At 66.1% G+C, this 20200-nt stretch carries 21 protein-coding genes; 19 read left to right on the forward strand and 2 right to left on the reverse strand.

Features of this window, described 5'->3' with window-relative positions:
- The first annotated feature begins 122 nt into the window (after positions 1 to 122).
- The 8 genes from argS to tatC are packed head-to-tail and all read left to right on the forward strand — an operon-like array spanning position 123 to position 6592.
- Positions 123 to 1850 (forward strand): arginine--tRNA ligase, encoded by a 1728-nt coding sequence (gene argS / locus E5554_RS10155; protein ID WP_136188306.1) that lies wholly within the window; start codon positions 123 to 125, stop codon positions 1848 to 1850.
- Between the two features lie 19 nt (positions 1851 to 1869).
- Complete coding sequence (locus tag E5554_RS10160; protein ID WP_004207980.1) at positions 1870 to 2589, forward strand: SPOR domain-containing protein; 720 nt, start codon at positions 1870 to 1872, stop codon at positions 2587 to 2589.
- Positions 2590 to 2644: 55 nt separating this feature from the next.
- Positions 2645 to 3655 (forward strand): beta-N-acetylhexosaminidase, encoded by a 1011-nt coding sequence (gene nagZ, locus E5554_RS10165; protein ID WP_136186699.1) that lies wholly within the window; start codon positions 2645 to 2647, stop codon positions 3653 to 3655.
- A 17-nt stretch (positions 3656 to 3672) separates the two neighbouring features.
- Positions 3673 to 4455 carry a ScpA family protein gene (locus tag E5554_RS10170; protein WP_136186700.1) on the forward strand — a complete coding sequence of 261 codons (783 nt, stop codon included), beginning with the start codon at positions 3673 to 3675 and terminating at the stop codon, positions 4453 to 4455.
- On the forward strand, positions 4452 to 5045 hold the full coding sequence (gene scpB / locus E5554_RS10175) for an SMC-Scp complex subunit ScpB (protein WP_004207977.1): 594 nt from the start codon (positions 4452 to 4454) through the stop codon (positions 5043 to 5045). The genes E5554_RS10170 and scpB overlap by 4 nt, the downstream gene beginning before the upstream one ends.
- 28 nt (positions 5046 to 5073) lie before the next feature.
- Positions 5074 to 5313: a twin-arginine translocase TatA/TatE family subunit gene (locus E5554_RS10180; protein WP_004207976.1), complete on the forward strand. Its 240-nt coding sequence runs from the start codon at positions 5074 to 5076 to the stop codon at positions 5311 to 5313.
- A gap of 26 nt (positions 5314 to 5339) precedes the next feature.
- A complete protein-coding gene (locus E5554_RS10185; RefSeq protein WP_136186701.1) occupies positions 5340 to 5804 on the forward strand; it encodes a translocase in 465 nt (154 codons plus the stop codon).
- Positions 5801 to 6592: a twin-arginine translocase subunit TatC gene (tatC, locus tag E5554_RS10190; RefSeq protein ID WP_037510477.1), complete on the forward strand. Its 792-nt coding sequence runs from the start codon at positions 5801 to 5803 to the stop codon at positions 6590 to 6592. Before E5554_RS10185 ends, tatC begins: the two co-directional genes overlap by 4 nt.
- A 35-nt stretch (positions 6593 to 6627) precedes the next feature.
- Here the strand turns inward: tatC and E5554_RS10195 are convergent, their stop codons facing one another.
- Positions 6628 to 6756: an entericidin A/B family lipoprotein gene (locus E5554_RS10195; protein WP_004207973.1), complete on the reverse strand. Its 129-nt coding sequence runs from the start codon at positions 6754 to 6756 to the stop codon at positions 6628 to 6630.
- Positions 6757 to 7128: 372 nt separating this feature from the next.
- On the reverse strand, positions 7129 to 8106 hold the full coding sequence (locus E5554_RS10200; protein WP_136186702.1) for a cell wall hydrolase: 978 nt from the start codon (positions 8104 to 8106) through the stop codon (positions 7129 to 7131).
- A gap of 197 nt (positions 8107 to 8303) precedes the next feature.
- Here E5554_RS10200 and E5554_RS10205 point away from each other — a divergent pair, with 197 nt between their 5' ends.
- The 11 genes from E5554_RS10205 (at position 8304) to murD (ending at position 20145) form a co-directional block, all read left to right on the forward strand.
- On the forward strand, positions 8304 to 9296 hold the full coding sequence (locus E5554_RS10205) for a cysteine synthase A (RefSeq protein WP_136186703.1): 993 nt from the start codon (positions 8304 to 8306) through the stop codon (positions 9294 to 9296).
- A 42-nt stretch (positions 9297 to 9338) separates the two neighbouring features.
- Complete coding sequence (locus E5554_RS10210; RefSeq protein ID WP_004207970.1) at positions 9339 to 9656, forward strand: hypothetical protein; 318 nt, start codon at positions 9339 to 9341, stop codon at positions 9654 to 9656.
- A 6-nt stretch (positions 9657 to 9662) separates the two neighbouring features.
- Positions 9663 to 10886 carry a Gldg family protein gene (locus E5554_RS10215; RefSeq protein ID WP_136186704.1) on the forward strand — a complete coding sequence of 408 codons (1224 nt, stop codon included), beginning with the start codon at positions 9663 to 9665 and terminating at the stop codon, positions 10884 to 10886.
- A 183-nt stretch (positions 10887 to 11069) separates the two neighbouring features.
- Positions 11070 to 11567: a division/cell wall cluster transcriptional repressor MraZ gene (locus E5554_RS10220; protein WP_004207968.1), complete on the forward strand. Its 498-nt coding sequence runs from the start codon at positions 11070 to 11072 to the stop codon at positions 11565 to 11567.
- Complete coding sequence (rsmH, locus tag E5554_RS10225; protein WP_136186705.1) at positions 11564 to 12511, forward strand: 16S rRNA (cytosine(1402)-N(4))-methyltransferase RsmH; 948 nt, start codon at positions 11564 to 11566, stop codon at positions 12509 to 12511. Before E5554_RS10220 ends, rsmH begins: the two co-directional genes overlap by 4 nt.
- Entirely contained in the window at positions 12508 to 13161 is a 654-nt protein-coding gene (locus E5554_RS10230; protein ID WP_004207966.1) for a hypothetical protein, read from the forward strand. Before rsmH ends, E5554_RS10230 begins: the two co-directional genes overlap by 4 nt.
- Entirely contained in the window at positions 13161 to 14864 is a 1704-nt protein-coding gene (locus E5554_RS10235; RefSeq protein WP_004207965.1) for a penicillin-binding protein 2, read from the forward strand. The genes E5554_RS10230 and E5554_RS10235 overlap by 1 nt, the downstream gene beginning before the upstream one ends.
- The gene (locus E5554_RS10240; protein WP_136186706.1) at positions 14864 to 16306 is read left to right on the forward strand and encodes a UDP-N-acetylmuramoyl-L-alanyl-D-glutamate--2,6-diaminopimelate ligase; all 1443 of its coding nucleotides are present in this window, start codon (positions 14864 to 14866) and stop codon (positions 16304 to 16306) included. Before E5554_RS10235 ends, E5554_RS10240 begins: the two co-directional genes overlap by 1 nt.
- Entirely contained in the window at positions 16303 to 17694 is a 1392-nt protein-coding gene (murF, locus tag E5554_RS10245; RefSeq protein WP_048938798.1) for a UDP-N-acetylmuramoyl-tripeptide--D-alanyl-D-alanine ligase, read from the forward strand. Before E5554_RS10240 ends, murF begins: the two co-directional genes overlap by 4 nt.
- The gene (gene mraY, locus E5554_RS10250; RefSeq protein WP_136186707.1) at positions 17694 to 18767 is read left to right on the forward strand and encodes a phospho-N-acetylmuramoyl-pentapeptide-transferase; all 1074 of its coding nucleotides are present in this window, start codon (positions 17694 to 17696) and stop codon (positions 18765 to 18767) included. Before murF ends, mraY begins: the two co-directional genes overlap by 1 nt.
- 4 nt (positions 18768 to 18771) lie before the next feature.
- Positions 18772 to 20145: a UDP-N-acetylmuramoyl-L-alanine--D-glutamate ligase gene (gene murD / locus E5554_RS10255; protein ID WP_136186708.1), complete on the forward strand. Its 1374-nt coding sequence runs from the start codon at positions 18772 to 18774 to the stop codon at positions 20143 to 20145.
- The last annotated feature ends 55 nt before the right edge of the window (positions 20146 to 20200 follow it).

Here is a 20200-nt window from a genome sequence, read left to right on the forward strand (position 1 = left end):
GATTTGTTTCCGTTCGGGCTGAGCGAAGTCGAAGCCCGCCACTGAGCGAAGCGAAGTGCTTCACTCCGTTCAGCCTGGCCCTTCGACTTCGCTCAGGGCGAACGGAGTTGAAGGAAATGCCCGTGTCCCTTTACACCCGTTTCACCGCCCATCTCGATGCCGTGCTCGACGCGCTGGAGGCCGAAGGCAAGCTGCCCGCCGGGCTCAACCGCAAGCCGGTGACGGTGGAGCCGCCGCGCGATCCCAGCCATGGCGACCTGGCCACCAACGCCGCGATGGTGCTGGCCAAGCCCGCCGGCACCAATCCGCGCGCGCTGGCCGATGCGATCGTGACCAAGCTGCAGGCGCTGGATGAGGTGGAGGCAGCCAGCATCGCCGGCCCCGGCTTCATCAACCTGACCCTGACCGACCCGACCTGGCGCGCCGAACTGGCGGCGATCCATGCCGAGGCCGCCGATTATGGCCGGTCCGATTTCGGCGCGGGCACGACCGTGAATGTCGAATATGTCTCGGCCAACCCCACCGGTCCCATGCATATGGGTCACTGCCGCGGCGCCGTGGTGGGCGACGCGCTCGCGACCCTGCTGGAATATGCCGGGCACAAGGTGATCCGCGAATATTATATCAATGATGCGGGCGGCCAGGTCGACGTGCTCGCCCGCTCGGCGCATGTCCGCTATCGCGAGGCACTGGGCGAGGATGTCGGCGCGATCCCCGAGGGGCTTTATCCGGGCGATTATCTGGTGCCGGTGGGCCAGGCGCTGGCCGCCGAATATGGCGACAGGTTCGTCGGCGCACCCGAAGCCGACTGGCTGGTCCTGTTCCGCACCTTTGCCGTGGCGAAGATGATGGACATGATCCGCAGCGATCTCGCGCTGCTGGGCATCCACCACAACATCTTCTCGTCGGAGGCGGAACTGCAGGCGGCGGGCAAGCCGGCCGAGGCCGAGGCCTGGCTGCGTGCCCATGACCTGGTCTATGACGGCGTGCTGGATGCGCCCAAGGGCGAACTGCCCGACGATTGGGAGCCGGTGGAACTGCCGCTGTTCCGTTCGACCAGGTTCGGCGACGACCAGGATCGGCCGATCAAGAAGTCGAATGGCAGCTGGACCTATTTCGGCGCCGACATGGCCTATCATTTCCAGAAGGCGCAGAGCGCCGACCAGCTGATCGACATCTGGGGCGCGGACCATGCCGGCACGGTGAAGCGCATCCAGGCCGCCGTCGCCGCCCTGACCGAGGGCAAGGCGCGGTTCGACGTCAAGCTGATCCAGATGGTCCGGCTGTTGCGCGACGGCGAGCCGGTGAAGATGTCCAAGCGCGCCGGCAATTTCGTGACGCTGGCCGATGTCGTGCGCGAAGTGGGCAAGGATGTCGTCCGCTTCACCATGCTGACGCGCAAGGCCGATGCCCAGATGGACTTCGACTTCGCCAAGGTGGTGGAAGCGTCGAAGGACAATCCGGTCTTCTATGTGCAATATGCCCATGCCCGTATTTCCTCGCTCGGCCGCCGCGCCGAAGAAGCCGGGATCGACCTTCCCGCGCCCGACCTGTCCCTGCTTGGGACGGCGGAGCTGAACCTGGTGAAGCTGGCAGCGCAGTTCCCGCGCGTCGTCGAAGGATCGGCGCAGGCCCGCGAACCGCATCGTATTGCCTTCTATCTCAATGACTTGGCTTCGGCATTCCATGGCTGGTGGAATATGGGCAATGATGATCCGCGCGCGCGCGTCGTGCTGGCGGACGATCCGGCCCTTACCTCGGCCCGGCTTTTCTTGAGCCGCGGAATCGGGCAGATCATCCGCAACGGCCTTGCCCTGATGGGTGTGGTCGCGCTGACCGAAATGCAGTGAGCCGAGCGGAGTTTCGATAATGGGTGACTATGCACGTGGGCGACTTGACCTCGATGACGAGGACCGGCTGCCCTGGCTGGAACCTGCGCTCGACGAGGCGGATGAGGAGCGGATTTCGCCGCTGCGCCTGCTGGGCCTCATCATCCTGGGGCTGGTGCTGATCGGCGCAGTGGTCGCGGGCATGTGGTGGCTGCAGAACCGCAATGGCGGTGGCGCGGGCGAGGGGCAGCTGATCGCCGCGCCGCAGGGCGACTACAAGATCGCTGCCAAGGAAGCGGACGCCAAGAAGTTCCAGGGCGAGGGCGATGCCAGCTTCGCCGCGAGCGAGGGCGTGGCCCGCGATGGCCAGATCGACCCGAGCCGCGTGCCCGAAGCGCCGATCACCCCGACCGGCGCTGCCCCCGCAGGCACCAAGCCCGCTGTTCCGGCCAAGCCGGCGCAGAGCGTCACCGCCAAGGTCGAGGACGAGACCAGGGCCGCACCCAAGGCAGCCGCGCCCAAGGCGGCCGGCAGCGGCGTCATCCAGTTGGGCGCCTATGGCAGCGCGTCGGGCGCCAAGGATGCTTGGGGCCGCCTGTCGAAGCGCTTTGCCTATCTGGCGCCGCTCGCTATGTCGGTCGAACCGGCCGAAGTGGGCGGCAGCACCGTCTATCGCCTGCGCGCCAGCGCCGGCGGACAGGCGGGCACCGTTTGCGGCAAGCTGAAGGTCGCGGGCGAAAGCTGCATCATCGTCAATTGACCCAAACAGGGCGCGGGCGTCGACAGCCCGCGCCTTAGTCATTAGCATCGGCGTCATGAAACCCGTCATCTTCGGCCTATCCGGCGAAACCCTAACCGCCGACGAGCGCGCCTTCTTTGCCGAGGCGCAGCCGGCCGGCTATATCTTGTTCAAGCGCAACATTGCCGATCGCGCGCAGGTGCGGGCGCTGACCGACGATCTGCGCGCGCTGCACGGGCGCGACGACCTGCTGATCATGATCGATCAGGAGGGCGGCCGGGTCGCGCGGATGCAGGCGCCGGTCTGGCCCAGCTTTCCCGCCGGCGCCGTGTTCGACCGCCTCTATGACATTGCGCCGTCCAGCGCGATCGCTGCGGCGCGGGCCAATGCGCGGGCTCTGGCGCTGATGCTGGCGGAGGTTGGCATCACGGTCGATGCACTGCCGCTGCTGGACGTGCGGCAGGAAGGCGCGAGCGACATCATGGGCGACCGGACGCTGGGCGCCGAGCCGATGCGCGTCGCGGCGCTTGGCCGGGCCGTGATCGAGGGGCTGGCCGACGGCAATGTCGTGGGCATCGTCAAGCATATGCCCGGCCATGGCCGCGCGCTGGTCGACAGCCATCTGGAACTGCCGGTCGTCCATGCCGGGACGGAGGAACTGGAAACCGACCTGGCGCCGTTCCGCGCGCTCAAGGATGCACCGATGGGCATGACCGCCCATGTCGTCTACACCGCCTGGGATGCCGACCGGCCGGCCAGCCTGTCGCCGATCGTGATCGAGGAGATTATTCGCCAGCGCATCGGCTTTGACGGGCTGCTGATGTCCGACGATCTCGACATGAAGGCGCTCAAGGGCTCGATTCCCGAACTGGCCGCCGGCGTGGTCGCGGCCGGGTGCGACCTAGCGCTCAATTGCTGGGGGCGGATGGACGATATGGTCGGCATTGCCAATCTGCTGCCGGAGATCACGCCGGCTGCGCGGGCGCGGCTCGATCGGGCGATGGGCTCGGCCCATGTCGCCGACCTGCCGCCGTTCGAGGAGTTGCTGGCGACCCGCGATACGTTGCTGGCGCTGGTTCCGGCCTGATCGCGGACGCGGGGGCGATGGACGATCTCTTCACCGCCCCGGCTGCGACGCCCGCCGAGGTCCTGACCGTCAGCTTCGAAAGCTGGGAGGGGCCGCTCGACCTGTTGCTGGCGCTGGCGCGGACGCAGAAGGTCGACCTGCGCGAAATCTCCATCCTGGCGCTGGTCGAGCAATATCTGGCTTATGTCGATGGTGCGCGGCAGCTGAAGCTGGAACTGGCGGCCGACTATCTGGTGATGGCGGCCTGGCTGGCCTATCTCAAATCGGCGATGCTGCTGCCCAAGGAAGCGCAGCCCGAGCCCAGTCCCGAGGAAATGGCGCTGCGGCTGCAATTGCGGCTGCAACGGCTGCACGCCATGCGCGAGGCGGGCGCGCGGCTGATGGCCGGCGATCGAATCGGGCGCGACGTGTTCGTCCGCCCCCGGCCCGAGGGGCTGCACATGGTGCGGCGGGCGAAGTGGAGCGCCAGCCTTTATGATCTGATCCAGGCCTATGGCCAGATCCGCGCGCGTAACCAGCCGGTGGTGCATATGGTCGCGGTGCAGCCGGTGATGACCCTGGACGAGGCGATCCAGCGGGTGAGTACGCTGGTCGGATCGGCGCTCGACTGGACGGCCCTGGAATCCTTCCTGCCCGACGATCGCGACGGACCGATGGCGAAATCGGCGCTGGCCAGCAGTTTCGTGGCGATGCTGGAACTGGCCAAGCAGGGGCGGGTGGACATAAGGCAGGACGGAATATTCGAGCCGATCTATCTGCGGGCGGCGCTGTCGGGCGATCAATGGGAGCAGTTGCGGTGATCCGGGAGATGGACGATTTCGCGCGCGCGGTGGAGGCGGCCTTGTTCGCGTCGGAGGAGCCGCTGACGCCCGCCGAACTGCGCGCCCATGTCGGCGATGGCGGCGACCTGCCCGCGACGCTGGCCGGGCTGGCGCAGGATTATGCCGGGCGCGGCGTCAATCTGGTCGAGCGGGGCGGGCGCTGGCATTTCCAGACGGCGGCCGACCTGGCGCATATCTTGCGGCGGGAACGGGACGAGACGCGCAAACTGTCGCGCGCGGCGATGGAGACGCTGGCGATCATCGCCTATCATGAGCCGGTGAGCCGGGCGGAGATCGAGGCGATTCGCGGGGTTCAGGTGGCCAAGGGCACGCTGGATGTGCTGATGGAGGCCGGCTGGGTGCGTCCGGTGGGGCGGCGCGAAGTGCCGGGTCGCCCGCTCATCTATGCGACCAGCGTAGAGTTTCTGTCACATTTTGGCCTTAGCAGCCGCCGGGACTTGCCGGGTCTGGACGATTTGCGGGCTGCGGGGTTGCTGGATCCGGTGGATTTGGCGCTGGAGGGTCTGGGCGGTCAATCCGTTCTGGAAAAGGATGAGGAAGAGGCCTAGAAAGGCCTCCTTTCAGGAGTATGTGAAAATGGGTTCTTTCTCGCTGATGCACTGGGTGATCGTGCTCCTGGTCGTCATGCTGCTGTTCGGTGGCGGCCGGATTTCCGGCCTGATGGGTGACGTGGCCAAGGGCATCAAGAGCTTCAAGAAGGGCATGGCCGACGACGAGGATGACGCGACGCCGGCAAAGCCCGCGACCCGGATCGAGGGTCATCGCGTGCCCGAGCAGGACGCGCCGAGTGCGACCGAAGAAAAGACCAAGGCCTGATCTCTAACGCAGGCTGGTAGTCGCGCATGTTTGGCATCGATTCGACCGAATTTCTGGTGATCGTGATCATTGCGGTGATCGTGATCGGCCCGAAGGATCTTCCGCGCGCGCTCTACAAGGTGGGGCAGATCGTGGGGAAGGCCCAGGGCATGGCCCGGCATTTCCGCACCGGCATTGATGCCATGGTGCGGGAAGTCGAGCTGGAGGAGCTGGAAAAGAAATGGGCCGAGCAGAATAAGCGCATCATGGCCGAGCATCCGCCCGAGACCCAGGTTCCCGAAACCCAGGTCATCGAGCATGGTTCGGCCAGTGATGCGACCGCTGCTTCGGCTGTAGACGACAAGCCGCCTTATGTGGCGGAAGCGCCGGCGGCCCCCGTTGCCGATGCGCCGCCCTATGTGGCGGAGGCCGCGCCGCCGCCGGTGGCGGACAAGCCACCCTATGTTGCCGAGGAGCCGGTGGCGCCCAAGCAGGGGGATGCGGCGGCATGATCGGCGAGATTGACGACAGCAAGGCGCCTTTGCTGGACCATCTGATCGAGCTGCGCAGCCGCCTGCTCAAATGCGTCTATGCGCTGTTCATCACCGGGGGGATCTGTTTCTATTTCTCCGAACAGCTCTTTGCCATCCTGGTCCATCCGCTCAAGGAAGCCTTTGGCGACGCCGGCGGCAAGCTGGTCTACACCAAACTCTACGAAGCCTTTTTCGTGCAGATCAAGATCGCGGCCTTCGGTGCGTTCTGCCTGTCCTTTCCGATCATCGCCAACCAGCTCTGGGCGTTCGTTGCGCCGGGCCTGTATGCGAAGGAAAAGAAGGCGCTGCTGCCGTTCCTGATCGCCACGCCCTTCCTATTCGCCCTGGGCGCGAGCCTGGCTTATTTCGTGGTGATGCCGACTGCCTTCCATTTCTTCCTGGGCTATCAGGGGAATGCAAGCGGGCTGCAGATCGAGGCGCTGCCGAGCGCGGACAGCTATCTGGGCCTGGTGATGCAGTTCATCCTGGCCTTTGGCATCTGTTTCCTGCTGCCGGTGCTGCTGATGCTGCTCAACCGGGCCGGCTTCGTGTCGCGCGACCAGCTCAAGGGCATGCGCCGCTACATGATCGTCGGCGCCTTCATCCTGGCCGCGGTGCTGACCCCGCCGGATGTGGTGTCGCAGCTGATGCTCGCCATCCCGCTGCTGCTGCTCTACGAAATCACGCTGGTCGCGATCTGGTTTACCGATCGCAGCCAGGCGAAACGTGCCGCCGCAGAAGCGGCAGCCGAGGAAGCATCCGCATAAGAAAAGGCCCGCGAAACGCGGGCCTTTTTATGTGATCAGTTGGCCGACTTCTCGACGGCCTTGCCGGCGCTCTGCACGTCCCTGCCAGCGCCTTCCACCGTGTTGCAGGCGGATACCAGCAGCGAGCCGGTGAGCAGCAGGGCGGTGACGATTGTCTTGGTCATCGGTTTCTCCTTCCGAAATATCGGCCGACCGCATGGCAAGCCATATCGGTGACCGCTGGAGAACACGCCTGGACGGGAAGGGTTCCGCAGGCTGGCGCTGGTTCGACGATGAGGGAGGGCGGCCCGAAAAAGTCTGAGCCCGGAACGCGTCGGGGGGGGGATGATGCGTTCCGGGCTCATATTTTTTGGATAGCAAGAGCGGGGGGCAAAAGATTTGCTATCCGAAATGCAGAACGAGCGGCAAAGCGGGTGGTTCCCGATTTCCGCTCCTGATCGCGAATTTTAATTGCCCTTGTTTTCAGGCATTTCGCTGGTTGATTGGATATTAACCTAAAATAATCTCGCCAGGCGAGCGCAAAAAGATGGTGCGGTTCAACCGAGCGGCCGGCCGCTGTTGCGATATTCGGGACGGATCGTCGATTCCGGCAGATTGTCGATCGGCGCGGTGAGGGGCGCGGTTGGGGCGGGCTGTGTCGCCGGCGTGGAGGGCGCGACCGTCGGCAGGGGCACATAGGCGGTTGCCGGTCCCGCGCTCATCAATTCGACGGGCGTCACCGGCTGGACCGGCCAGATCCGGCGGGCAGGGCCGGATATCAGTTCGCGCCCCGGATAGGCGTCGCTAAAGGCGGCGGGCGTACCGTTGAAGCCCATGCCGCGATAGAAGATATGGGCGCCGATCACGGCAACCGGCTGCAGCGTGGCGGACCAGGCCGGGCGGACGGCCAGCGTATGATAATGGGTGGCAAGGCCCACCGGGGCATAGGCTTTGCCCGACAGGGCCTGCTGGGCGATGCCGCGCGCGCGGACCCAGGCGACGGCGTTGGGCAGGCGGGCCATGGCGCCGTCGCAGCTGAAGGTGAACTGGCAGTGGAAGTCGGTGCGTTCCGACCCCTGATAGACCACGCCGCAGACGCTGTTGGGCCAGAGCGGGCTGCGCACGCGGTTCAATACCACCTGCGCCACGGCGCGCTGACCCTCCTCCGGCTCGTTCCCGGCTTCATAATAGATGGCCGATGTCAGGCAGTTGAGCGCGCGATAGCTGTCGGTTGCGGTGAGCCCGCGGAAGGTGGCGGCCGGCGCTGCCTTGACCTCGGCCAGGCCCATGACATGCGGGCTCTGGATGGTGAGCGCGCCGGGCGCCGGATCGAAGGCGCCCTCGGCATAGAAGAAGGCGGAGCCGGGGAAATTCGCGCCCGCCTGCTCGGCCGGATCGGGGCCATGATGATCTTCGGCCAGCATGTCGAGCGGCGCGGCGGTGATGAGGTGCGGCACGACCAGCACTGCAAGCGCCAGTGCGCCCAGGCCGCCATGCCAGATCCATCGTTCCTGTTGTCGCGAAAGCCGCATCATCCAGCCGGTATCGAGCGGGCCTGATTGCCGCGCGGCCCTGACATAGCCGATTTTCCTTTCCAATTCCTCCACGGAATCGGGGCGGCCCCGGATCGGGGGCGGGCAACCGGCGCGCAAAGCCGGGGCAAACCGGCTCTTTTCGTGGCGCAGCATTCCCTTGCTTGGCAAGCACGTATCGGCTCCGCTATGCGGGGTGCATGCTGCTCCAGAAAGATAGCCTCGCCCTGATCGGTAATACCCCGATGGTGCGTCTCGCCGGTCCGTCCGAAGCCACCGGATGCGATATCTACGCCAAGTGCGAATTCGCCAATCCCGGCGCGTCGGTGAAGGATCGCGCCGCCCTGTTCATCGTCAATGATGCCGAGGAGAAGGGGCTGCTGAAGCCCGGCGGCACGATCGTCGAGGGGACGGCCGGCAATACCGGCATCGGCCTGGCGCTGGTCGCCAATGCCAAGGGGTACAAGTCGATCATCGTCATGCCCGAGACGCAGAGCCGGGAAAAGATGGACACGCTGCGCGCGCTGGGCGCGGAACTGGTGACGGTGCCGGCGGCGCCCTATTCCAATCCCGGCCATTTCGTCCACACCTCGCGCCGCCTGGCCGAGGAGACGGAAGGCGCGATCTGGGCCAACCAGTTCGACAATATCGCCAATCGCAAGGCGCATATCGTCGGCACGGCCGAGGAGATCTGGACCCAGATGGAAGGGCGGATCGACGGCTTCATCTGTGCGGCCGGCACCGGCGGCACGATCGCCGGCGTGGGCCTGGGCCTCAAGGCGCATGACGAGAATATCGTCATCGGCCTCGCCGATCCTCATGGCGCGGCGCTCTATAATTATTACGCCCATGGCGAGTTGAAGGCGGAGGGCAATTCGGTCGCCGAAGGTATCGGCCAGGGGCGCATCACCGCCAATCTGGAAGGCGCGCCGATCGATACCCAGTTCCGCATTTCCGACGAGGAAGGGCTGGAGTGGGTCCGCCGCCTGCTGGCCGAGGAGGGGCTGTGCCTGGGCCTGTCGTCGGGCATCAATGTCGCGGGTGCCGTTGCGCTTGCGAAACAGCTTGGGCCGGGCAAGAAAATCGTGACAATCCTGTGCGATACTGGCTTCCGCTATCTGTCGACCCTCTACAACCGGCAGTGGCTCGAATCGAAGGGCTTGACGATATTCCCCTGGCCCGCGCACAATTGACGGGCCGACACGGGTCGCGGCGGCATAAAATAGAGCATGTTCATGGCTGATCATTCCCGCCGACAGGAGGGGTTGCAGCGCGTTCAGATAGGGCTGACCGGCCTGGCAGGCGTTGTCCTGCTGGTCGGACTGGCGAACATCGTCATCGACAAGGCGCGGGTGGACGATATTGCGTCCGCGCCGCCGGCCGTGCCGACGATCGACGTCAATGCCGCTGTCGCCGCCACCACGCCCAAGGAGCCGCTCGCCGAACTGGGTGTGCAGCCCGCACCGGAAATGGCGCCGATCGTCCCCGATCTGCAGCCTGATCCCAAGATCCGCAAGCCGATGGACCAGGAACCCACGCCGCAGACGCCCTGACGGGCGATGATGTCGTTCGTTCGCTGTCTTTCGCGATTGCTCACCCTGTTGCTGCCGGCGACGCTGATGCTGCTCGCCGGTCTCGCGGCTGCCTGGCGGACGGGGCAGGCGGACCCATGGTGCTGGGGCTGGCCGGCGCTGCTGTTGCTCGTGCCGACGGGGTGGTGGCTGGCGCGGCAGGACTTTCTGCATGCGCTGTGGGTGGGGCTGGGTGGCGCCGGGATGGCGCTGCTCTTCTGCGCCCTGGCCGCTGCACGCATGCCCGACCCCTGGGCCATGATCGGCTTGCTGCTGCTGGCGCTGGCGGCGGCCGCTGGTGGCGCTTTGCTGTGGCAGCGGCGCTGGCTGCCGGCATGTGTCACATTGGTCATGGCGCTGCTGCTGCTCGGCGTCGGTCCGGCCCGTCCCATTTCCTCCCGGCCTGATCGTCCGCTGCTCGCCGTGATCACTGCGCTGCCGCTCTTCTGGGAAGAGGGTGGAACGGGGACAAGGCGGGACGCGCCGATCGTGACGCTGCTGCGCAGCCGGTTCGAGGTGCGGCCGATCGATGATGTGCGGGCGCTGGCCGCATCCGGCGCGCCGGTCCTGCTGCTGGCGCAGCCCCGACCGATGACGCCGCAGGCACTGGTCGCGCTTGACCGCTGGGTCCGGGATGGCGGCCGGCTGCTGCTGCTGACCGATCCGCGCCTGCGCTGGCCGTCCGATCTGCCGCTGGGCGACCGACGCCGGGCGCCGATGGTCGGCACGCTCGGCCCTCTGCTGGCGCATTGGGGTGTGCGGGGCGGGGCCGTGCGCGACCAGGAAATGCGCCATTTCCTGCCCGATGGGCGGCTTTTGACGATGGCCGGGATGCAGCCCCTGTCATTGGAGGGGCAGGAGGGCGCTGTTCCGCTGCGACTACGGATCGGCCGCGGGGAGGCGCTGCTGCTGGGTGACGCGGACCTGATCGACGACCGGCTGTGGCTGGCCGATCTGGCGCGGCCGCTCGATCCGCGCGCCTGGAGCGCGGACACGCCGGCGCTGGTGGCGCAGTGGCTGGGCGCGGATATGCCGGATGGCCGCCGCTGGATGCGGGATGTCGCGGATGTCCGGCTGGGGCTGCGATCGGCGCTTCTGGCTGGGACAGGCTGGGCGATACTGGGTCTGATGCTGCTGCGCCGTCGTTCCGGGCGGAATGACATGAGAACAAAAAGTGAAAATAAGCTGGTGAAAGGAGGAAAAAACGGTTAATCCCGTTTCTGACCGGCTTTTCCCAACTTCACCCAATATTTCCCTTTGCAGGCCGCCTCATGCTTGGTAGATATTCCAACATTGGGGTTAGTCAGGCTTTGCGAGAGTCTTGCGCCGGGAGTCGAAAACGCGATTCTGGCGACGGGAAGCCTGCGCCCTGCTTAAAAGGGGCGAATTTCCAGCGTGTCGGACGTCATTCTCTATTCGGGCAACGCGTTCAGCGTCGCGGACGGCAAGGGCCGTTTCGTGCTGCCCCTGGAGATGCGCCGCCAGGTGAAGCTGGCGAGCGGCGGCGAAAACCGTCTGTGCCTGTCGGTCCATATGGACAATGGCTGCGCCACTGGCTTCGGCCTGTCCCACAAGCTGTTCCTGTTCGAGGAAGTGAATGAGCTGGAGCGCGAGGCGCGCGCTGCCAATCGCCCCTTCAACGGTGACCTGGAGCGCGAGAATCGCCTGGGCACGATCGAGGACGTGAATTTCGACGAGGGTGGCCGCTTCTTCCTGCACCCCGATATCAAGGAAGAGGCCGGTATCACCGACGTCGTGTTCTTCTATGGCGTTGGCCGTTATTTCCAGATCTGGAAGCCTGAGGCGCTGGTCGAAAGCCCGGATCGCCCGGCGCTGATCCGCAACAAGGTGCGCCGCTGGCTGGAACAGCGCGCAGCGGAGGGCGGCAAGTGAGCGCCGCGCCGCATATCCCCGTCCTCCTGACCGAAGTGCTCGATGCGCTCGCCATTACCCCAGGTGAGCGGCATGTCGACGGCACCTTCGGCGCGGGCGGCTATTCCAGCGCCATGGCGGCGGCTGGCGCGCAGGTCTTTGCCTTTGATCGCGACCCCGATGCGATCCGGGAAGGGCGGGCGCTGGCCGATGAAAAGGGTATCACGCTGATCCCCGGCGAATTTTCGCGGATGGAGGAGCTGTTGGCCGAACGTGGCGTCAGCAGCGTGTCGGGCATCACGCTGGATATCGGCGTGTCGTCGATGCAGCTCGACCGGCCCGAACGCGGCTTTTCCTTCCAGGCGGACGGCCCGCTCGACATGACGATGAGCCAGGGCGGCATGAGCGCGGCCGATTTCCTCAACACCGCCGCGGAAGAGGATATTGCCGACGTCATCTATCGCTATGGCGAGGAGCCGCGGTCGCGCCGGGTTGCCCGCGCGATCGTCGATGCGCGGCCGCTGGAGCGGACCGGGCAGCTTGCTGCCGTGGTGCGCCGGGCGCTGGGCTACAAGCCGCATGACAAGAAGGATCCCTCGACCCGCACCTTCCAGGCGATCCGCATCCATGTGAATCGCGAACTGGAGGAGCTGGAGCGCGCGCTCGAAGCGGCGGAGGCGCTGCTGGAGCCGGGCGGCCGCCTTGCGATCGTGACCTTCCACAGTCTGGAGGACCGCATCGTCAAGCAGTTCCTGCGCAAGCGCAGCGGCAGCGAGGCGGGCGGATCGCGCCACCTGCCCGAGAAGAAGGCCGAGGTCGCGCCTGCATTCGAAAAGCCCGCCAAGGCCGTAAGGCCCGGCGAAATCGAACTGGCGCGCAATCCGCGTGCCCGTTCCGCCACCCTGCGCAGCGCCGTGCGGACCGGCGCCCCTGTTGCCAATGCCCATCGGAGTGCCCGGCCATGATCGCGGTCAAGAGATTGCAGAGCCTGATCTGGGTGTTGCTGGTGGCGCTTGGTGCGCTTGGCGCCTATCTCGTCTCCTTGAAGGTCGCGACCGAGCGCAATGACGTGATGCGGGTGCGGATGCAGATCGCGCAGGCGCGCGGCGATATCCGCTATCTGGAAACCGAGTTCAGCGCGCGCGCCAGCATGCGCCAGCTGGAGCGGTGGAACCAGGACGACTTCATGTATGCGACGCCGACCGCCGGCCAGTATCTGGCGGGCGAACAGGCGCTGGCGCATCTGGATGGCGTTCAGCCCAACGGCCCGGACTATGTCGCGCCGCCGGTGATGGTGGCGATGGTCGAGACCCCGGCCGACCTACCGTCCGCGCCGCAGGCCGCGCCGGCCAGCCCCGCCGCCAGCCAGATCCGCAGCGATATTGCCGTAATCCGCGAGGCGCATGCCGCCGACAATGTCGAGAAGCTGGCCAAACCCGCCGCGCCCGTGAAACTGGCCGAACAGCGTGCCAAGGCCGACGCGGATGTGTCACGGCCCAACCCGGTCGCGCGCCGGGCCGAGCGCATGGCGATGCTGGATGCCAAGCTGCTGGACGACAGCACCATGGGTGACCTCAGCGCCCGTGCGGCGCGCGAGCGAAAGGGAGGCCGCTAATGGCCACGATCATCGTCCAGCCGGGCGGCGCCCGTGCCGGGCGGCAACGGGTCAACCTGACGGCGATCGCCCATAATCGCCTGATGTTGCTGTTGATCCTGTTCATGATGATCACGGCCGTGCTGATCCTGCGACTGACCTGGGTCGGCATTTTCGCGAGCGGCAACGGCAATGGCGATGGGTTGTCGGGTTTCACCCCGGCACGTGCGGACATTGTCGACCGCAATGGCGTGCCGCTGGCGCGGACCATGGACGCCTATTCGATCGCGGTGCGCCCGTCCAAGCTGATCGGCGATCCCGACGAACTGGCGCGCAAGCTGCACGAAATCTTCCCGGACGAGTCCGAGGCAGTCTTCGCCAAGAAGCTGAGGGGGCGCGGCTGGGCCTATCTGCGCCGCCGTGCGCTGCCCGAGGAAGTGGCGGCGGTGAACGCGCTGGGTGAGATCGGCATCGAATTTCCGCGCGAGAAGGAGCGCCTCTATCCCCAGCGCACGCTGGCCGCGCATATTCTCGGCTTTGCGCCCAATGCCGAGGGCAAGGGCGGCATGGGCGTGGAGGCCGCATTCAACGATCGGATGATCGACCCGGCGCAGCGCAGCCGGCCCTTCGCCATGTCGATCGACAGCCGGGTGCAGGGCGCGCTGGAAAGCGAGCTCTATGCCCAGTTGGTCCAGACGCGGGCCAAGGGCGCCGGCGGCATCATCCTGGACGTCAATACCGGCGAAGTGATCGCCATGGCATCGATCCCGGTGTTCGATCCCAACAAGCTGCAAAATTATGCCGGCAAGCGCTGCTCCGAATCGCCGCTCTGCAACCATATGGTGCAGGCCCGCTACGAACTGGGTTCGGCGTTCAAGCCGCTGTCGATCGCGGCGGCCATGGATGCGGGCGTCGTGACCTCGATGAGCAAGCGTTATGACGCGACCGCGCCGCTGGCCGTCGGCGGCTTCCGCATCAAGGACGACCACTCGCTTGGCCGCTGGATCAACGTGCCGGAAATCCTGGTCCACAGCTCCAATATCGGTACCGCCCGGATCGCCGACGAAATGGGCGCCGCGCCGTTGCAGAAGCTGTTCCGCAGCCTGGATTTCGACCAGCGTGCGCCGATCGAGTTCAATGAGCGTGCCGGTGGCCTGTGGCCGACCAATTGGGGCCGGATCACCAGCATGACCACGTCCTACGGCCATGGCATCGCGGTGACGCCGCTGCATCTGGCGGCGGCCTATGCGGCGCTGGTCAATGGCGGCATCTGGCGCCCGGCGACGATCCGCAAGCTCAAGGCCGATGAAGTGCCCGAGGGGCGCCGCGTCTTTTCCGCCGCGACCAGCGCGCGCATGCGCCAGCTGTTGCGGATGATCGTGTCGGCGGGTACAGGGCGTAGCGCCGACGCCAAGGGATTCCGGGTGGGCGGCAAGACGGGTTCCGCTGAAAAGCCCCAGGAAGGGCGCTACAACAAGACTTCGCTGGTGACGACTTTCGCTTCCGCCTTCCCGATGGACAATCCCCGCTATGTGGTTCTCGTCACGATGGACGAGGCGACGGGCCAATATGGCCTGCGCACTGCTGCATGGACGGCGGCGCCGGTGGTGAAGCGGGTGGTGGAGCGCACCGGGCCGATGCTTGGCGTAATGCCGGACGAGCGGCGGGACGTGGATATTTCGGATTTGATGCCGCTGTTGCACGGCGACAAGGAGACAGAGTGATGCGCCTCGGGTCGCTAATCGAGGAGCTGGGCGTCGAGGTCGGTGGCAACACCGGCCTCGACACGTCCGTGACGGGTTTTGCCATCGACAATCGCAAGGTTGCGCCGGGCACCATCTTCGGTGCCTTTCAGGGCCTGCGCGTCAATGGCGAGGATTTTATTGCCGATGCGGTGAAGGCCGGCGCGGTTGCGGTCGTCGCCCGGCCGGAGGCGAAGGTCGAGGGCGCGGTGCATATCGCCGACGCCAATCCCCGCCGCCTGTTCGCGCAACTGGCCGCGCGCTATTTCGCGCCATTCCCTGATGTGACCGTCGCCGTCACCGGCACCAATGGCAAGACCAGCACGGTCGAACTGGCGCGCCAGCTGTGGCGCATGCTGGGCCACAAGTCGGCCTCGATCGGGACGCTGGGCGTCACCACCTCGGTCGATCAGGTGTCGACCGGCCTCACCACGCCGGACATCGTCACCTTCCTTGCCAACATGTCGGGCCTCAAGCGCGAGGGTATCACCCATGCCGCGTTCGAGGCGTCGAGCCATGGCCTCGACCAGTATCGCACCGAAGGCCTGCCGGTTGCGGCCGGCGCCTTCACCAACCTGTCGCGCGATCATCTCGATTATCATGGCGACATGGACAGCTATTTCGACGCCAAGATGCGCCTGTTCGACGAAGTCGTGGGCGATGGCGGCGCGGCCGTCATCTGGGCCGACGATGAATGGTCGGACAAGGCGATCCAGCGGGCTACGAAGCGGGGGCTTCGTGTGCTGAGCGTCGGGGTGCAGGGGCAGGCATTGCGTCTTGCCAACCGCACCCCGACCCAGTTGGGCCAGACGCTGGAAATCGAAGCCGATGGCAAGCTCTATAAGGTCAACCTGCCGCTGATCGGCGCCTATCAGGCGGCCAATGCGCTGACGGCGGCCGGTCTGGTCATCGCGACCGGCGGCGATACCGCCAAGGTGCTGGAATTGCTGGGCCGGGTCCAGCCGGTGCGCGGCCGTCTGGAACGCGCGGTCATCAGCAAGGCGGGCGCGCCCGTCTATGTCGACTATGCCCATACGCCCGACGGCCTGCGCGCCGCGATCGAGGCGCTGCGTCCCCATACCAGGGGCAAGCTGATCGCGCTGTTCGGCGCGGGCGGCGATCGCGATGCGGGCAAGCGCCCGCTGATGGGCAAGGTCGCGGCGGATCTGGCCGACCATGTCATCGTGACCGACGACAATCCCCGTTCGGAAGAACCCTCCGCGATCCGCGCCGCCGTGATGGCGGGCGCGCCGGGGGCGGAGGAAATTGGCGGGCGCCGCGCGGCGATTGCCGCGGCCATCGGTCAGGCGGGGGGCGACGATATCGTCCTGCTCGCCGGCAAGGGGCATGAGCAGGGCCAGATCATCGGCGACCGGGTGCTACCCTTTGACGATGTCACCGTGGCACGGGAGTGCGCGGGTTGAGTGATCTCTGGACCTCGGCCGAGATCGCAGACGCTACGGGCGGCGCCGTGTCGGCGCCGTTCGCCGTTTCTGGCGTCGCCTTCGACAGTCGCGAGGTGGGCGCGGGCGACCTGTTCGTCGCGATGAAGGGCGAAACGACCGACGGCCACAAGTTCGTCGACAAGGCCTTTGCCCAGGGCGCGGCCGGCGCGATCGTCAGCGAACCGGTCGATTATCCCCATGTGCTGGTGGCCGACAGTGCCGCCGCGCTGGAGGCGTTGGGCCGGGCATCGCGCAAGCGCAGCAGTGCGAAGATCATCGGCGTGACCGGGTCGGTCGGCAAGACCGGCACCAAGGAAGCGCTGTTCCATGCCCTTGAACGGGCCTGTCCGGGCGGCGTCCATCGGTCGGTAAAGAGCTATAACAACCATGTCGGCGTGCCGCTGAGCCTGGCGCGGATGCCGCGTGATGCGGCCTATGGCGTGTTCGAAATGGGCATGAACCATGCCGGCGAACTGGCTGCGCTGACGCGGCAGGTACGCCCGAACGTGGCGATCGTCACCGCCATCGCGCCGGCCCATATCGAATTTTTCGGGACCGAGGAAAAGATCGCCGAAGCCAAGGCCGAGATTTTCGAAGGTTTGGAGCCGGGCGGCACCGCTGTCATTCCCTATGACAGCCCGCATGTCGCGACCCTCTATGGCAAGGCGGAGCGTCATGCCGATCATATCCTGACCTTCGGCTTCAGCCCGGAAGCGGATATTTTCGTGCGCGATACGGTGCCGGCGCCGGGTGGCGGCACGCTGGTGACCGCCGCGCTGCCGGGGGTGGAACTGTGCTTCACCGTCGGCGCGCCGGGCGACCATTGGGTGTCCAATTCGCTCGCCGTGCTGGCCGCGGTCGAGGCGCTGGGCGGCGATCTGGCCGCTGCGGGCCTGGCGCTCGCGGAAATGCCGGGCCTGCCCGGACGCGGCGCGCGCCGCATCCTGCCGGTGGCGGGTGGCGAAGCGCTGCTGATCGACGAAAGCTATAACGCCAACCCCTTGAGCATGGCCGCGACGCTCAAGCAATTGGGGCGCGAGCAGGCCGACCGCCGCATCGCCGTGCTGGGCGGCATGCGCGAACTGGGCAGCCGCAGCACCGAACTGCACGCCGCACTCTCGCAACCATTGAGCGAGAATGGCGTCGACTATGCGATATTGGTGGGCGAGGAGATGGCGCCGCTGGCCGACGCCCTTGGCGGCCTCGTCGCCTTCGACCATGTGCCGGACGCCGCGTCGGCCACCGATCTGATCAACAAGGAAATGCGTGCGGGTGACGCGATCCTGGTCAAGGGCTCCAATGGCATCGGGCTGTCCCGCCTGGTCGCCGCCCTTGGCGATGCCGCCCGCGACGGAGATAAAGACTGATGCTCTACTGGCTTGCCCAGACCCTGGATTTTGCGGGGGCCTTCAACCTCATCCGCTACCTGTCCTTCCGGGCGGGCGCGGCGATCGCGACCGCGCTGATCATCGGCCTGGTCATCGGCCCCAAGTTCATCGGCTGGCTGCGCGTGCGCCAGGGCAAGGGTCAGCCGATCCGCAGCGACGGGCCGCAGACCCATCTGGCCAAGCGCGGCACGCCGACCATGGGCGGCCTGATGATCCTGACCTCCATGGTCATATCGGTGCTGCTGTGGATGGACCTGTCCTCCACCTATGTCTGGGCCTGCCTGTTCGTGACCCTGGGTTTCGGCGCGATCGGCTTCCTCGACGATTATGACAAGGTGACCAAGGCCAGCCACAAGGGGCTGTCGGCCAAGATGCGCCTGGCCTTCGAGTTCCTCATCGCCGGTTTCGCCGCCTGGATGATCGTCAACCAGCATGGCAACACCGCGCTCTACGTGCCCTTCTACAATGGGCCTGCGATCGAGCTTGGGCCCTTCTATTTCCTGTTCGCCGCCTTCGTCATCGTCGCCTTCGGCAATGCGGTGAACCTGACCGACGGGCTCGATGGCCTGGCCACCATGCCGGTCATCATCGCCTGCATGGCGTTCATGGCGATCGTCTATCTGGTCGGCCGCGCGGACTTCGCCACCTATCTGGGCATCCCGCATGTGCCGGGCGCGGGCAATCTCACCATATTGTGCGGGGCGATCATCGGCGCGGGGCTGGCCTTCCTCTGGTTCAACGCGCCGCCGGCTGCCGTCTTCATGGGCGATACCGGCAGTCTGGCGCTGGGTGGCACGATCGGCGTGATCGCCGTCACCGCCCATCATGAAATCGTTCTGGGCGTCGTCGGCGGCCTGTTCGTGGTCGAGGCACTGTCGGTCATCATCCAGGTCTTCTTCTACAAGCGGACCGGCAAGCGCGTGTTCAAGATGGCGCCGATCCACCATCATTTCGAACAGCTTGGCTGGGCCGAACCTACCGTGGTGATCCGCTTCTGGATCATCTCCTTCGTGCTGGCGCTCGCCGGCCTCGCCACGCTGAAGCTGAGGTAAGCGGATGATCGTTTCAGACGTCTTTCGCGGGAAACGCTATGCCGTGCTGGGGTTGGCGCGGTCGGGTATTGCCACCGTCGCATGTCTCATCGAAAGCGGCGCGCGGGTCACTGCTTGGGATTCCAATCCAGCTAGTATTGAGGCAGTTCGCGGGAGCTTCAACCGCGCTGCAGACGAGTCAATCGACCGCATCGCATTCCCGGCAACTGGTGCGACGCTGGAATTCGGCGACCCGATGGAGATCGACCTGGCCGGTTTCGACGGCATCGTCGTGTCGCCGGGCGTGCCGCTCAACAAGCATCCGATCGCGATGCGCGCGAAGATCGCCGGCGTGCCGATCATCGGCGACATCGAACTGTTCGCGCTCGCCCGGCCGACGCTGCCGCCGCACAAGGTCGTCGGCATCACCGGCACCAATGGCAAGTCGACCACGACCGCGCTGATCCATCACATCATCGAACAGGCGGGCTTCCCGGCGCGGATGGGCGGCAATATCGGCCTGCCGATCCTCGGCCAGGAGCCGCTGGAGCCGAACCTGCATGGCGTGGGCGTCTATGTGCTGGAACTGTCCAGCTATCAGATCGACCTGACCCACAGTCTCGACTGCGATGTTGCCGTGCTGCTCAACATCACGCCCGACCATCTTGATCGCTACAATGGCTTTGCCGGCTATGTCGCGTCGAAGGCGCGGCTGTTCGCCATGCAATCGGCCGACCATGTCGCGGTCATCGCGACCGAGGATGAGCCGAGCCGTGGCATCGCCGCATCGGCCCCGGCGCAGCTGCGCGAAGTGAAGGCCGCCGATATCGATCCGGAGGCTCAGCTTGGCTGGCCGTCGCTGCAGGGGCCGCACAATGCCCAGAATGCCGCGGTCGCGATCGCGGTCGGCCGGGCATTGGGCATCAATGACGCGACCATCATGGCCGCGCTCGCCAGCTATGCCAGCCTGCCGCACCGGATGCAGGCGGTGGGCACGCATAATGGCGTGCTCTATGTCAATGACAGCAAGGCGACCAATGCCGCCTCGACCGCGCCGGCATTGGGTGCCTGGCCGGCCAGGGATGGCAAGCCCCGCATCCACTGGATTTTGGGCGGCGTCGCCAAGTCCGACAATCTGGACGAATGCGCGCCTTATTACGGCAATATCGCCCATGCCTACACCATTGGTGAGGCGGGCCACATGTTTGCCGACCTGTTGCGGCCGCACATGGCGGTCGATGACAGCGAGATGCTGAGCGCCGCCGTCCGTCGCGCCGCGCGCATCGCCCAGCCGGGCGATGTCGTGCTGTTGTCGCCGGCCTGCGCCAGTTTCGACCAGTTCCGGGATTTCGAGGCGCGCGGCGATGCCTTTGCCGCGGCCGTGAACGCACTGGAATAGAACGCACTGGAATAGGCAGGGCGATCGGGGGCAACGGGATGGATAGCGAGGGACG

Origin of the sequence: Sphingobium sp. PAMC28499 (genome assembly GCF_004795815.1) — a bacterium.
Classification (GTDB): Bacteria; Pseudomonadota; Alphaproteobacteria; order Sphingomonadales; family Sphingomonadaceae; genus Sphingobium; species Sphingobium yanoikuyae.

Excerpts from the sequence above, each read along its gene's own strand:
- E5554_RS10160 (WP_004207980.1), top strand. The coding sequence starts at position 1,870 with ATGGGTGACTATGCACGTGGGCGACTTGACCTCGATGACGAGGACCGG.
- nagZ (WP_136186699.1), top strand. The coding sequence starts at position 2,645 with ATGAAACCCGTCATCTTCGGCCTATCCGGCGAAACCCTAACCGCCGAC.
- E5554_RS10170 (WP_136186700.1), top strand. The coding sequence starts at position 3,673 with ATGGACGATCTCTTCACCGCCCCGGCTGCGACGCCCGCCGAGGTCCTG.
- E5554_RS10180 (WP_004207976.1), top strand. The coding sequence starts at position 5,074 with ATGGGTTCTTTCTCGCTGATGCACTGGGTGATCGTGCTCCTGGTCGTC.
- E5554_RS10185 (WP_136186701.1), top strand. The coding sequence starts at position 5,340 with ATGTTTGGCATCGATTCGACCGAATTTCTGGTGATCGTGATCATTGCG.
- tatC (WP_037510477.1), top strand. The coding sequence starts at position 5,801 with ATGATCGGCGAGATTGACGACAGCAAGGCGCCTTTGCTGGACCATCTG.
- E5554_RS10195 (WP_004207973.1), bottom strand. The coding sequence starts at position 6,756 with ATGACCAAGACAATCGTCACCGCCCTGCTGCTCACCGGCTCGCTGCTG.
- E5554_RS10200 (WP_136186702.1), bottom strand. The coding sequence starts at position 8,106 with ATGATGCGGCTTTCGCGACAACAGGAACGATGGATCTGGCATGGCGGC.
- E5554_RS10205 (WP_136186703.1), top strand. The coding sequence starts at position 8,304 with ATGCTGCTCCAGAAAGATAGCCTCGCCCTGATCGGTAATACCCCGATG.
- E5554_RS10210 (WP_004207970.1), top strand. The coding sequence starts at position 9,339 with ATGGCTGATCATTCCCGCCGACAGGAGGGGTTGCAGCGCGTTCAGATA.
- E5554_RS10215 (WP_136186704.1), top strand. The coding sequence starts at position 9,663 with ATGATGTCGTTCGTTCGCTGTCTTTCGCGATTGCTCACCCTGTTGCTG.
- E5554_RS10230 (WP_004207966.1), top strand. The coding sequence starts at position 12,508 with ATGATCGCGGTCAAGAGATTGCAGAGCCTGATCTGGGTGTTGCTGGTG.
- E5554_RS10235 (WP_004207965.1), top strand. The coding sequence starts at position 13,161 with ATGGCCACGATCATCGTCCAGCCGGGCGGCGCCCGTGCCGGGCGGCAA.
- E5554_RS10240 (WP_136186706.1), top strand. The coding sequence starts at position 14,864 with ATGCGCCTCGGGTCGCTAATCGAGGAGCTGGGCGTCGAGGTCGGTGGC.
- mraY (WP_136186707.1), top strand. The coding sequence starts at position 17,694 with ATGCTCTACTGGCTTGCCCAGACCCTGGATTTTGCGGGGGCCTTCAAC.
- murD (WP_136186708.1), top strand. The coding sequence starts at position 18,772 with ATGATCGTTTCAGACGTCTTTCGCGGGAAACGCTATGCCGTGCTGGGG.